The organism is Pseudoalteromonas sp. Of11M-6 (assembly GCF_022347905.1).
Taxonomy (GTDB): domain Bacteria; phylum Pseudomonadota; class Gammaproteobacteria; order Enterobacterales; family Alteromonadaceae; genus Pseudoalteromonas.
On record NZ_JAKRFW010000004.1, the window covers coordinates 24685 to 37905 of the forward strand.

The window sequence follows — 13221 nt, forward strand, 5'->3', positions numbered from 1 at the left end:
TTTACGCTACCATTACGGCGCTATAAGAATAAGAGCTTGTTGATGGAAACTATTATACTCATCGTTGTACTTTGCGCTTTGCTCGGCTGTGCAGTTGGCTTTTTGGCAGGTCTACTTGGTATCGGCGGCGGGCTGCTGATAGTCCCTATTTTATCTGTCATCTTGACCAAATTTAATGTTATACCCACAGATCAAGTGGTGTTAGTTGCAATTGCGACGTCTCTCGCCTCCATTATTTTCACTTCGACATCTTCAGCCAAAGCACATCATAAAAATGACAATGTTCCATGGCACATTGCTCCATGGGTGATGTTAGGTGTGGCAGTCGGCGCGTTGGGCAGTGGTTTTGCCGCAGTGATGTTGCCTGAAAAACTCGTCAGAATTATTTTTGTGGTTAGTGTTGTGGGCATTGCATTGAAAATGGCGTGGAGTTCCAGAAGACCGCCACAATCAACCAGAGCTATACCGCAAGGACCGATACTTGCGATGCTAACCTCGGTAACGGGGGCGCTGTCTGCAATGATTGGTATCGGCGGGGGAGCATTAATCGTCCCACTACTGACATTTTTCTCTGTTGATATGAAAAAAGCGATAGGATGTGCGTCTGCCAGTGGTATTGTTATCGCTATCTTTGGCTCCTTTGGCTATATCGCTTCTGGCAGCCAACATGTGGATATTGAGCATGGATTTTTAGGTTTTGTCTATTTACCGGCTTTGTTTGGTATAGTGGCAACTTCATGGTTTATGGCGCCTATTGGTGCTAAAGCTACGCACCACTTACCAGTCACAACGATTAAGAAAGTGTTTGCGGCGTTACTCATTGTTATCGCTGGCAATATGTTAATGAATTAAGGAAAGGCTATGGCTTTGCAGTTTCCACAGATAGACCCTGTGATTTTTTCCATCGGACCGTTAAGTGTTCGTTGGTATGGATTAATGTATTTAATCGGCTTTATGTTCGCCATGTGGTGGGCAGGGAAAGAAGCAAAAAAACCAAACTCTGGTTGGAATAAAGACCAAGTTGGCGACCTAGTTTTTTACTGTATGCTCGGTGTGATCTTGGGCGGGCGAATTGGTTACGTGTTGTTTTATCAATTCTCTCATTTTATTGAAAACCCGCTTTATTTGTTTAGGGTGGACCAAGGCGGTATGTCTTTCCATGGCGGTGCATTGGGCGTTATAACGGCAATTATCGTGTATGCGCTTAAAAACAAACGTTCGATTTTATCGGTAGGTGACTTTGTCGTTCCTATGGTGCCTGTTGGGCTTTTTGCTGGTCGTATCGGTAACTTCATTAATGGCGAATTATGGGGTCGCGTAACGGATGTTCCCTGGGCATTTATTTTCCCAACGGGCGGACCACAGCCGCGCCACCCATCACAACTTTATGAAGCGTTTTTTGAAGGGTTGGTATTGTTTGTGATGTTGGTATGGTTTAGGAAAAAACCGCGCCCAGCGGGCAGCGTAGCAGGTCTATTTTTAGCCGGTTACGGTGTCTTCCGCTTCTCAATCGAGTATTTCCGTGAACCAGATGCACATATTGGCTTATATGGTGGCTTTATTTCTCAAGGTCAGATCTTATCCCTCCCTATGGTGATTGCAGGCGCTATCCTTATGGTATGGGCATATAAGCGAGAAAGTAGCAACCCATCTAACGAGCAAGTTAAAAGTTAAAGAGTAGCGAACAATGAAGCAATATTTAGAACTGATGCGCCATGTGCGTGATAATGGCACAAAAAAAGAAGACCGCACTGGCACTGGCACAGTGAGTGTTTTTGGATACCAGATGCGCTTCAACTTGCAAGAAGGCTTTCCGCTTGTAACGACGAAAAAGTGTCATCTACGCTCGATTATCCACGAGCTACTTTGGTTCTTGCAAGGCGATACTAACATCAAATACCTAAAGGAAAATGGCGTTAGCATTTGGGATGGCTGGGCAACGGATGAAGGGGACTTAGGGCCAGTTTATGGCAGCCAGTGGCGCTCTTGGACGGGGCCAAATGGTGAAGTGATAGATCAAATCAAAGATGTTGTAGAGCAAATCAAAACCAACCCTGACTCTCGTCGCCTGATTGTGAGTGCTTGGAACCCTGCGCTTTTGCCTGATACTAACTATTCACCGAAAGAAAATGCAGCGATGGGCAAACAAGCGTTGCCACCTTGCCACACGTTATTTCAATTTTATGTACTAGATGGCAGGCTTTCTTGCCAGCTTTATCAGCGCAGTGCGGATATTTTCTTAGGTGTGCCCTTTAACATCGCAAGCTATGCGCTGTTAACGATGATGATTGCACAAGTTTGTGACTTAGAAGTGGGGGATTTTGTACATACCTTCGGCGATGCCCATTTATACCTAAACCACATGGAACAAGTTGAAGAGCAGCTAAGCCGAGCGCCGTTTGCGAAGCCGCAAATGCAGATCAACCCTCAAGTAAAAGACATATTTGGTTTTAAGTTTGAAGACTTTGAACTGGTGAACTACGAATGTCACCCGCATATAAAGGCACCGGTCGCGATTTAGGAGCATTTATGAAAGCCGTTATTCCAGTGGCGGGTCTTGGCACCCGCATGTTACCAGCAACGAAGGCCATTCCAAAAGAAATGCTGCCAATTGTCGATAAGCCTCTGATCCAGTATGTGGTAGATGAAGCAGCGGCCGCTGGCGTCAAAGAAATTGTCCTGGTAACCCATTCAAGTAAAAACTCAATTGAAAACCACTTTGATAAAAGCTTTGAGTTGGAAGCGACACTGGAAAAACGGGTTAAGCGTCAGCTGCTAGAAGAAGTACAATCTATATGCCCCAAAGGCGTTACGCTGATCCATGTGCGTCAAGGTGAGGCTCGTGGCCTTGGTCATGCCATCAATTGCGCTGCCCCTGTGATTGGCGATGAGCCCTTTGTGGTTATGCTGCCTGACGTATTAGTCGATGACGCTGCATGCGATCTAACAAAAGATAATCTTGCTGATATGATCGCGCGTTTTAAAGCGTCAGGTAATAGCCAAGTGATGGTAGAAGCGGTAGCGCCTGAACTCGTTTCTCAGTTTGGTATTGTGGACTTGGGAGGAGCAGCACTCGCGCAAGGAGAGTCAGGCGCGATGCAGTCTATTGTCGAAAAGCCTGAACAGCAAAGTGCACCTTCAAACTTAGCTGTTGTTGGTCGTTACGTGTTAAATAAATCTATTTGGCCACTTTTGGCAAAAACACCGCTAGGTGCTGGTGGTGAAATTCAATTGACCGATGCGATTGCCATGTTGATGGAGCGAGAGCAAGTTGATGCATACTCGCTACGTGGAAAAAGCCATGATTGCGGAAGTAAAATTGGCTATTTAAAAGCGATAGTTGAGCATGCGATGCGAAGAGAAGAGTATTCGACTGAGCTTGCTTCTCTTATCGATTCTATTGCAAAAAGTTAAATGTACCGATATTTGCGGTAAAAGCATTTGGTTATTTACCGCGATTTATGTACCATAGCAGAAAATGGATTTTTGTTATAACTTATTGTGAATATTCAGTTTTTTAAACTTATACTACTCGGCTCTGTAATCACCTTAGGTGGCTGTAGTCATTCAGTTCAACAGCCCTCGCAGTTAAGTGAGCAACAGCTCAAAAGTATTAAGCGATTGAGCTCGTTAGAAGAGGATCTCTCAAACCTGCTGACTTTGTTAGAGTCTCAAGCTAGCGTCGATAATATCCAAGCAGCATCGACTACTGACGTAGAGGTTAAGCGTTATTCCGCCAGTAAACAAAAGGCGAATCAAACGACTGGAATTCAACTCAAGTTGTTTCCAATATCCATCAATTCCATGCCTCAAGTTGAGCAACATCAAGCGCTATTAGCGGCAGTAAAGCGAAAGTTTCCTAGTATATTCTCTGAGGCAGAATTTCGAATTCAAGCATTTGAAATGTGGGATTGGGCAACAGTTTCTGGATTAAGATCAACTCAAGAAGCAAAAATCTACTGTAGACTATTTTCTATCCAAAGCATTGATTGTAGGAGATTAATGCTTTAATTTTTACTAAAGTTTTCCCATTTGGGAACGATAAACAATAAGTCACCAAAAAAATGGCATTGCGGTGATGATAAAAATGACTCCTAAAGGAATTTAAAGATGAAAACACTGATTAAATCTGCGCTTGTTGCAAGCTCTATTTCCGCTGCTTTACTTACTTCTTCAGCAATTGCTAAAGATACTGCCCGTCTTGAAGTTAAAGTAGAAGTTAAAAACTTATTTTCAGCGGAAGCTGGTGATCCGCTTGATTTCGGTATCATTCGAGTGCAGGGCGATGCAGCTGATGTCGCCACGATGAAGATTGAGGCGGATCCAACACTGACCGATCCTGAAATCAAGAATACTGGTGACGCAGTAATAAACCTTATTAGTACAGGTGGAGCAGGCTCTATCAATATCACTGATGCAGCGCCAAACACTGAGCTAACGATTACAGTTCCGGCCGCAACTACGGTTGATAGCGTGGGTAATGCCTCTTTTGATTTAAAGGATTTTGAGTTTTATGTGGTAAGTGGTGCACAGCCTAATAGTGAAGTGACAAACAACAAGTTTAGGGTTGATGCAAATGGTGCCGCAACGCTTTCCGTTGGTGCGACATTAAGTACGAAAGCACTTTCTGGAACAGATACGTATGGTGGTGGTGTATACACCAGTAAAGTTGATATCGAAATCGCTTACTAAAACATGTGGCGTTACATGGTACTGGCATTGCTTTTTGCCAGTCACTTGGCCAAAGCTCAAGATATATCGGTCGTTAAGAAATTGAGCTTTGGCACTATTGCGATTATTGACCAAAATAGCGCAGGCACTGTGACAATAGAACCTAATGTCAGGCCACAAACCTCAAGCAATATTCTATTCGTAGAGTTTGGTCATGCGGCAGAAATCCTCTTGACCGATTTTCCTCACAATCGCCAAATTAGCGTCCAATCTACCATTTACAACGACTGGTTTGGATATTGGAATCTTGGTGCATCCGATGCCTTCCAATTGACAGAGCTGTATCACGAGAAGGCGATTTACACCGATAGTGTTGGGTCTGGTGAGTTTAAGGTCGGTGGTCAATTGCGCTTTGCTGGCAATGGTAAATCGCTATCGGATGGAGTGCAAACCTTGAACGTTGAAATAACTTTGTCTTACTAAATTATGAATAAATTAATATTAACGCTGCTTTTGTTTTGTTGCTGTAAAGTAAGCGCCAATCTGATGATCACCCCAACACGGGTTGCTTTCGAAGAGCGTCAGAGAATTGAGAGGGTTACAATCATTAATAATGGTGATGTGACCAAATCTTATCGACTTGAATTTCAAGAGAAGCTAGCACTTAAAGAAGGTGGTTATGCCAACTTTGCCGAGCAAAAAATGAACCCTATGGCTGCAAGCCATTTCATTCGTATTTCACCTAGGCAAGTAACACTAGGGCCTGGTGAGCGTCAGGTAATAAAGCTGGCTGTGCGCAGAAAGGCGAATATGGAACAAGGAGAGTATCGCTCACATTTGCTTTTTAGGGAGCTGCCGAATAATAAAGGCAAGCTGCAAGAAGGTATCAATATTGACGTGCTGATGAGCTATAGCATTCCGGTGATGCTACGAGTTGGCGATGCGAACCCGCAAGTACAGCTTGAGGATGTCATTGTAAGCAACGCGAAAAATGGTCGTCAGGCAATTACGGTACTACTTAATCGAACTGGGAAATATAGTAGCTTTGGCGAATTATCCGCTTATTGGCAGGGGAAAAATGACGTTAAACCGGTGCGGATCGGAGTATTAAATAAGTTTGCCGTATATCCAGAGCTTAATCAAAGGAGTGTAGAATTCTCGATAGACCCTGCAATTAAGCTTGGGCCATCAGGCAAGGTCTTAATCAAGTATGTGGGTGATGAGGAGTACACTGACCGTACCTTTGTAGATGATTCGGTATCTTTGTAGTTTAGGGTAAGCGAACGTAATGAGAGCCCCCGCTATTTGGCGCGCGTTACTAATTGGCATACTATGCTATCAACCTGCTATGGCATCGCAGGTTGATACTTTGCAACAGCTATTAGAACGGGTTGAACGAGTGAAAGCAAAACTTGCGATACAGCAAAGTGAGCGGGAGGTCTCTCGGGTTGATGTTGGTACGGAACTGTTTTTATCCGCTTATAAAGGAAATTTATATTTAGGTGAAGTGATCGCGGTGACGTCGGAACAAGGCGTCAATGTGGAACTCTTGAGCTTGTTTTCAGCTTTGGGCTTTGTGGTATCAGAAGATGTATCAGGAACTTTTGATGGCTGGTTCTTCACACCTGAAAACACCTTTAGTCTTAATGCCAAAGCGCATTTAGTTGAGAGCAAAGGGCAGCGAACGCAATTGAGTGATAAGGAGGTTCAGGTTATCAATGGTGAGGTATTTCTCGCCGATTATATCGTTGCGACCTTATTCGATGTGAGCCTGTTTACCGATATACAGGATTTATCTCTTACGGTTAAAAGTAGGCAAATTCTGCCAATAGAAGCACAGCAACAGCGATTAGGAAGAGAAGTTGTCAGGTTTGACCGCAATGCCAGCGCAACATTACCGTGGCGACCAAGTCCTTATCAAAGCATCGGTAAACCAGTGCTGGATGCTCAGATAAATGCGCAGGTGACTGAAGACATTAGTCAGACGTCTTATTCCCTTTTTGGTTCGCAAGACATCGCCTATTGGCAAGCTCAGTATTTTATTGCTGGTAGAGAGGGAGATGTGATTAATCGCTCACGATTATCCCTAAACCGTGCTTCTAAAAAAGCCGATGTTTTACCGTTTGGCAACTTTACCAAGGTATCGCTCGGTGATGTACAGAGTGTTCAAGTTGGAGTTGATGCGCTAAATGAAGAAGGGCGAGGAGTGAACTTCAGTAACGCGCCGTTAGATAGCCGCACTAACCGTCAGCGCATTGTCATCTCAGGTCCTGTTCAGGTAGGGTGGGACGTAGAGCTTTATCGAAATGGCTTGCTAATAGGGCAAGAAAATAATGTTCAATCTGGGCGCTATGAGTTTGAAAATATTGATTTACTATTTGGTGAAAATACCTTTGAACTGGTGATGTATGGAGGGCAAGGTCAAGTATCAAAAGAAGTGCAGACCTATTATGTTGAACAGAGCACCGTAAACGAAGGCGAAGGCTTTTTTGCCGTATCAATTACTGAGACGGGCAAAAGTATACTGGGCGACAAGACTGCGGTATCAGGAGCATCAAGCTGGCAAATAAATGGTCGATTTGACTACGGTCTTACTAAAAACTTTGCGGTGTATGCAGGCTTGCAGCATCGTCAAGGTGTAAAAAATAGCGCCTCAGAACAATACTTTTCTACAGGGTTTAACACCAATATTAATAAACGACTATTACTGGATGTTGACTATAATAAGAGCGAAGCGAACCAACGTCTCTCTGCAAATACTCGAACCCGTCTATTTGGCCAGCAGGTAGGTGCTAAATTTGAGCTAAAGGAAGATTTAGAACGGGATGAAAATGCGACCGAGATAAAATTAACGGCGGCGGGAGATTGGTCTCTTTTTGATGCCGCTAAAATTTACTATCGTGCTGAATACTTTCAGCTTAATAGAGCTAATATAGACACCACCGAGCAAGCGTCGCTGCTGTTTAGCACGGGGAATTATTGGGGCACTTTCAGTAACCAATTTGTGTGGCAAGCGCAGACAGATCAAGCCAGCGATGTGAGTGGCTACTTGCGCTGGCAGCGAAGGATTTTTGGGATATATAGTCGTTTTACTACTTGGTATGACATAGAACCTGCTAATGAAATTACAGCTGCTGAGCTAGAGTTGAGCAAAGCGCTAAGTCCTGAGCTTGATCTTGGCATTACCTTATACAAAGACTTTGCTGCGGAATACTATAAAACCGAACTTGGATTGAGCTGGAACCATGATAAGTTTCGGTTGTTAACAGACTTGCAATACGATAACGATGATAACTGGCAACTAGGCCTCTCTGGACAAGTAAGTATTGGAGCAGGCGAAACCGTAGATCAGGTTTTTTTAACTGGCAAACGCTTGTCGCAGTTTGGCTCTTTGATGATTCGTGCTTTTATCGACCAAAATAATAACGGCTATCTTGACGATGGGGAGTTACCGCTGAAGGGGGTAACTATAAAAGCATTGCAAAACTTTGCACAAGGTAAAACTGACGACGACGGTGTGGCTCTATTACCCGCAATGGTTAATTACAAACGAACAGATATTATTGTTGACAAAGAAACGATCCCTGAACCCTTTTTAATTCCCGCTAATGATGGCTTTTCATTCACTCCAAGACCCGGTCATATTGAATATGTTGAAATACCATTTGTAAACTCGTCGGAAGTTGAAGGTATTGTTGAAATCAATGAGGGTACTGAGCGCCGACCTGCAGGATTCACTACCGTGAGTTTACTTGATGAAACGGGTAACGAAGTCGCGCGCACTCAGACGGCATATGACGGCTACTATGTATTTACTGGTTTGAAGCCTGGGACTTACCGTACAGCAATAAGTGATGCGAAAAGGCTCGCGGTAGCCAGTACTCAACAGATAGAAGTGGAGTTAAGTGCAGAGGGAGACTTGCTGCTTGATGTAAATCACGAATTACAACGACAGCGCGCAACCACGCGAGAGTTTGCTGTAGTTGGACGCTTCAAGACATTAACGATATTAAAAGTGTACGCGGCGATTTTGGCTAAGCGTTATCCCGCGTTATTAAGCGGTGGTTTTGGGTATGCGGAACAAGAAGGCGACGCCACTTATTTACTTATATTAAGAGATGACGCCACACAAAATGCGGCAAATATTTGCCAAAATCTACTTCCCTTCAAAGTTTCTTGCACGGTGGAAGCCTTAACTATTTATGAAAGAGAAAACAATGCAATCAATTAAGTGGCATCTCATTATGCTCAGTTTCGTTGCGTTAAGTGGTTGCCAAGCAACTGCGAGCAAGAGTCAACTTGACTCATTACAAATGAAGAAGCAGATATCTTTATTGGAACAGCAGGTAAGCACCTTACAACAAGAAGTAGAACAGCTCAGAGCGCTAAAACAGCAGGTTGCTAGGTTTGAAGAAGTGCAGGAAGATTTAGATGTTATTGCGATGCAGCTATCAAATTCGCTTGCAAAGCAAAAGCATGCTGAGCTTTTCGCAGAGCAACCCGAGCAAGTGATAGAGCAAAAAACAAAGCCCACCGAGAAACAAAAACAGCCTGTCGAGATAGCTGAATTCGCAATTCAATTGGCCTCTACAACGGAATATACCAAGCTTAGGCAAACCTACGAGCAACTCAAGGATAAGTTACCGCAAGACTTTGCAACAAGCGAAGTGAATATCGAGCAAATAGATATTCAAAATACGAAATATTATCGGCTCAAATTAGGTGCATTTGCAGATAAGGCCTCTGCATATAAAGGTTGCCAGCAACTTAAGCGTGCAGGTTTAAGCTGTTTGGTTAGCCATTACACCAGTCATCGACTTTAAAACTTGGTGCGTATTTTGCATTTTATCCAATAAGTTTATCGTGGGCTTGGTGAAATGAAATATCTAGCACTCATAGTGATTATGTTGTTGGCAGGGTGTACAAACAGCCAACAGGTCGGCAAAAGAGAAGCGACCCAGCAGCAAGAAATCTTACCTGACTTAGATGGGTTTGGCGCTCAGTTAGCCGCGGAACTCGGGCAGTATGTACGGCCGTTCAAGCCGAACTCAACGGTTGCTGTGACAAGTTTTTTTAAGGCTAATCAGCTGGATGATACCGTTGCTGGGCAAGGTTCAGGTTTGAGCGTGGCCTTGCAAGAATCCCTCATGACCCATTTAAGTCAAATGGGGGCCGATGTCGTGGAATATCGACTCAGAAACGCTTTATCTTTACAAAGTTCTGCCGATAGTATGTTAAGTCGAGAATTGAATGTGCTGAATCAGCGCCAGAAAATTGACCTCGTGGTGGTCGGGACAATCGTAGAAAGTCGTGATACCTATTTGGTCAATGCGCGGCTGGTTGATACGTTACATAATCGAGCCGTCTCAGCCGCATCAATCAGCATTCCAAAAGCTGTTATGTGGGGTACGGAGCGTGTCACAAATCGTGACGGTCAGATTATACGGAGCCAATATTAGTGGAGATGAAAGTAATGAAAAAAGTATTAAGTTTGGTTTTGCCGCTTTCATTGATGGTTGGCTGTGCTCAGAGTAACTTTTTTGCGGTGGATAATGCTCAGGCTGAGCCCGTGCGTAATGGCTTTGAAAAATCTTCGATGTATCAAAGTAATCCAAACGGTATGAAACAATTCTCTGTTTCTCAGCAAATGGCTGGTAAAAATGTCACTCACTATGTCCAGTCTATTATGCAAGACATGGTTGCAAACTTGAAACACGTGAATGAGAAAACGCCGGTAGCAGTGACAAGCTTTGTATTTTTAGATAAAGAATTTGATAAAGGTTCCTTGCTGGGTAACCAGTTGGCAGAAAGCTTTATCCATGAGCTTCATGCATTTGGGATCCCTGTTGTGGACTTTAAAACAACAGACTATATCCGGGTGACACCTGAAGGCGATTTCATTTTTAGCCGTGACTTTTTAGAGCTATCTGACGACCATCCTTTTTTGTATGTGCTAGGTGGTACTTTGGTGAATCATCAGGGCGGGGTTATGGTTAATGCCAGAGTGGTTGGGCTTAGAAGTAAAAGTGTCGTGGGTTCTGCTCAAGGCTTTTTACCGCAAAACGTAGTTAACGCCCTACAAGATGGTGCGGCATACGATGGCATTCGTATAGAGCGTGCGAACTAATTCGGAGGCGATGATGAAAAATGTAGTGCTATTCGCGACGACACTTGCATTACTCGGTGGCTGCGAAATGACAAAACAAACGGCTTCCGAACCTACAGAAACGCAGCAATCCGACATGGAAATATTGTATGCCATGATGGAAGAGCAAGAGCGTAATGAAGATTCACAAGCCTCGGTATTGCAAGATATTGGTTTCGTTAGCTATCGTCATCGCAAAGAAATTGCTAACTACGCCAATCAAATTGCGTTGGAACTGTCAGATACTGTATTAGGGCAAAAGCCTGAGTCGATAGCGGTAGCCAGTTTTGTCAACTTTAATGAATCATTAAGGGATACAAACCAGCTAGGAAACCAATTGGCTGAGTCCTTAATGCATCAAATGCAAAAGCTAGGTTATCAAGCGTTAGACTTTAAAGCATTGGGGAAAATTGAAGTGACATCCAGTGGCGACTTGACTTTTTCGCGTAACGCAAGCCGCTTGAAAAACACGCAATCTCCCAGCCATTTGCTCACAGGCACTATGGTTTACCGTCCACGAGGCGTGGAGGTAAATGCAAGATTGTTAGAGTTTAACACCAACTTAGTGATAGCAAGCACGGTGGTGACCATCCCGTATTTTATCCTTGATGATCAGGCAACCGCTGCAAGGTAGTACTTCAAATAGCGGTTTTTAGAAGAAAATACCGTTTAGGTTTTATTAAACGAAGAACTATCCTACTTCTTATTCACACCTCAAGTGAAGTAACTGATAGCGCAGTAGTGGGTCTTAACTGCTGCGTATTCACCTACTGAACCAGCTCATTTATTACCGCGAATAAATTGACTATTAATCTTTAAAAGTTCATTAAGATCAGTATACTAAAGTGAAGTCACTGAGATGCAGTACAACAGAGAATCGACAACTCCAGACTTTCATGGGTATTAAGTAATGCAGATCCCGCTAGTGAAGGTCAAAAAAAGCGATCGTTATCTGACTTTAGAGATTGTCCCCATAGTTTAATGGATAAAACAAGGCCCTCCTAAGGCTTAGATGTAGGTTCGATTCCTACTGGGGACGCCATTGGTATCACTTTTGCGTGGAATTACCAAAGTAAATGGGCGGCGGAAGCATGATGTAGAGTGTGTAAAGTCGTCGAAAATCTTGTCTGCGTCATAGGTAGTCTTAACCTTACAGTTCAAACTCATTTTCATTTTCTATTTGAATTTCAACCAAATCATTAATTTGCACATTGTGAAGTGGGCGATTACTGATATTTACCGCAATGGCGTTTTGCGCATTCACCTGGATCACTTGCAGTTTATTAATGGTTTTAATTTGATGCATAAATATTTTACCATCGACATTAGTCAGCGGATTACTATGCGCTACGTTAAGGATCTGGCCATTCTCTAAGCCATGCATGCGGCCCAAATTAATAACGACTTGTTCATCATCGATATGTAGGATTTTGCCGTTGGTTGGTAAGCAGGCCACCGCTGCGTTTAAATCAGTTGCGATTTGTGTCAGCGTGGTTTGGATCTCATCAGCATAATCTGTCTGCCAAAAGCGCTCACTGTACACATCAATTAATTTGGTCTTCTTAAACGGCCACACGCCTTGAGTGGCATATTGCTTTTGCCACACCCTTTCATGAGAAAGTGCATCAAACAGCGCAAAGTCTACCTTGAAGCTTCTTAAATATTTATCACTTTGCCAAAATGCGAAGTCGCTATTAAGTTTATCGACACCTGCAATATCAGTAATTTGACTCAGTAATACAAATTGGCTGTTCGTATTTGCCGTAATGGTCTCGATTAGCTGTTCATTATAATCAAACCGCTGGCTGAAAAAGCGGTTAACGTCTATGGTCTGTGCGAAATAAGGAACAGGTTCTAAGCTCAACTTTTGTTCAGACATTGTCTGGTATAGGCGCTCGCTCACCGCTTTATTTATGTCAAAAATTTGACCTAGTGTTGCTTGGTGTTTATTTTTTAACTGACTTTGTGTGACTGCAACCTGTTTGTCGTAAGCACTAGTAGGGCACTGAGCACTCTGTGGGGTAATATCGATATGTAATGTCACCTGCCATGAGTCACCAACTTTTGCTTCAGCAATTACGTTGGCACTTTGGATTTCAGCATTTGAGCGGATCTTAAGTTGATCTTGGGTGAGTACACCATCGGTGACGGTTTGCACACTACTCACCGAAGCGCCAGAAAACAGCAAAGCTTGTGTGATGGCGTCATTTACCGCCTTTCTTTTGGCTTTTTGATGGTCGCCATTTTTAACGTCAGCTATGCCGGTAACTTCAAACCATTCAGCATAAGCGGGATTAGTTAAGGTGATACACAACAATGATAGACTGGTCGCGAATTGCTTTTTCATGTTTAAATGCCCAGATCAAAAACTACCCTTTAACTCAGCAATACCTGTGCCAAATTTT

14 protein-coding genes and 1 tRNA gene are annotated in these 13221 nt (G+C 43.4%); 14 read left to right on the plus strand and 1 reads right to left on the minus strand.

The features are described from left to right. Positions 1-42 precede the first annotated feature (42 nt). The 14 genes from MHN32_RS03270 (at position 43) to MHN32_RS03335 (ending at position 11858) form a co-directional block, all read left to right on the plus strand. A complete protein-coding gene (locus MHN32_RS03270; protein ID WP_010606284.1) occupies positions 43-852 on the plus strand; it encodes a sulfite exporter TauE/SafE family protein in 810 nt (269 codons plus the stop codon). Positions 853-861: 9 nt separating this feature from the next. After that, positions 862-1674 carry a prolipoprotein diacylglyceryl transferase gene (gene lgt / locus MHN32_RS03275; RefSeq protein WP_206471542.1) on the plus strand — a complete coding sequence of 271 codons (813 nt, stop codon included), beginning with the start codon at positions 862-864 and terminating at the stop codon, positions 1672-1674. Positions 1675-1687: 13 nt separating this feature from the next. Further along, the gene (locus MHN32_RS03280; RefSeq protein ID WP_211868403.1) at positions 1688-2521 is read left to right on the plus strand and encodes a thymidylate synthase; all 834 of its coding nucleotides are present in this window, start codon (positions 1688-1690) and stop codon (positions 2519-2521) included. Between the two features lie 8 nt (positions 2522-2529). Further along, on the plus strand, positions 2530-3414 hold the full coding sequence (galU, locus tag MHN32_RS03285) for a UTP--glucose-1-phosphate uridylyltransferase GalU (RefSeq protein ID WP_237116871.1): 885 nt from the start codon (positions 2530-2532) through the stop codon (positions 3412-3414). A gap of 87 nt (positions 3415-3501) precedes the next feature. Then, entirely contained in the window at positions 3502-4011 is a 510-nt protein-coding gene (locus MHN32_RS03290) for a hypothetical protein (RefSeq protein WP_239420871.1), read from the plus strand. Between the two features lie 99 nt (positions 4012-4110). After that, positions 4111-4692, plus strand: a complete 582-nt coding sequence (locus tag MHN32_RS03295; RefSeq protein ID WP_010606289.1) for a DUF4402 domain-containing protein — start codon at positions 4111-4113, stop codon at positions 4690-4692. A gap of 3 nt (positions 4693-4695) precedes the next feature. Next, entirely contained in the window at positions 4696-5154 is a 459-nt protein-coding gene (locus MHN32_RS03300; RefSeq protein WP_238536734.1) for a DUF4402 domain-containing protein, read from the plus strand. A 63-nt stretch (positions 5155-5217) separates the two neighbouring features. After that, the gene (locus MHN32_RS03305) at positions 5218-5940 is read left to right on the plus strand and encodes a fimbria/pilus periplasmic chaperone (RefSeq protein WP_017218096.1); all 723 of its coding nucleotides are present in this window, start codon (positions 5218-5220) and stop codon (positions 5938-5940) included. A gap of 19 nt (positions 5941-5959) precedes the next feature. After that, positions 5960-8902, plus strand: a complete 2943-nt coding sequence (locus MHN32_RS03310; RefSeq protein WP_239420872.1) for a hypothetical protein — start codon at positions 5960-5962, stop codon at positions 8900-8902. Then, the gene (locus tag MHN32_RS03315) at positions 8889-9494 is read left to right on the plus strand and encodes an SPOR domain-containing protein (RefSeq protein WP_239420873.1); all 606 of its coding nucleotides are present in this window, start codon (positions 8889-8891) and stop codon (positions 9492-9494) included. The genes MHN32_RS03310 and MHN32_RS03315 overlap by 14 nt, the downstream gene beginning before the upstream one ends. A gap of 81 nt (positions 9495-9575) precedes the next feature. Beyond that, the gene (locus MHN32_RS03320; protein WP_227387649.1) at positions 9576-10130 is read left to right on the plus strand and encodes a FlgO family outer membrane protein; all 555 of its coding nucleotides are present in this window, start codon (positions 9576-9578) and stop codon (positions 10128-10130) included. A 14-nt stretch (positions 10131-10144) separates the two neighbouring features. Beyond that, the gene (locus tag MHN32_RS03325) at positions 10145-10798 is read left to right on the plus strand and encodes a FlgO family outer membrane protein (protein ID WP_017218092.1); all 654 of its coding nucleotides are present in this window, start codon (positions 10145-10147) and stop codon (positions 10796-10798) included. Between the two features lie 10 nt (positions 10799-10808). Beyond that, positions 10809-11450 carry a FlgO family outer membrane protein gene (locus tag MHN32_RS03330; protein WP_239420874.1) on the plus strand — a complete coding sequence of 214 codons (642 nt, stop codon included), beginning with the start codon at positions 10809-10811 and terminating at the stop codon, positions 11448-11450. Positions 11451-11783: 333 nt separating this feature from the next. Beyond that, positions 11784-11858, plus strand: a tRNA-Arg gene (locus tag MHN32_RS03335). A gap of 108 nt (positions 11859-11966) precedes the next feature. On the opposite strand, the gene MHN32_RS03340 is transcribed toward MHN32_RS03335, so the two are convergent. After that, positions 11967-13163 carry a flagellar assembly protein T N-terminal domain-containing protein gene (locus tag MHN32_RS03340; RefSeq protein WP_239420875.1) on the minus strand — a complete coding sequence of 399 codons (1197 nt, stop codon included), beginning with the start codon at positions 13161-13163 and terminating at the stop codon, positions 11967-11969. Positions 13164-13221: the final 58 nt, after the last annotated feature.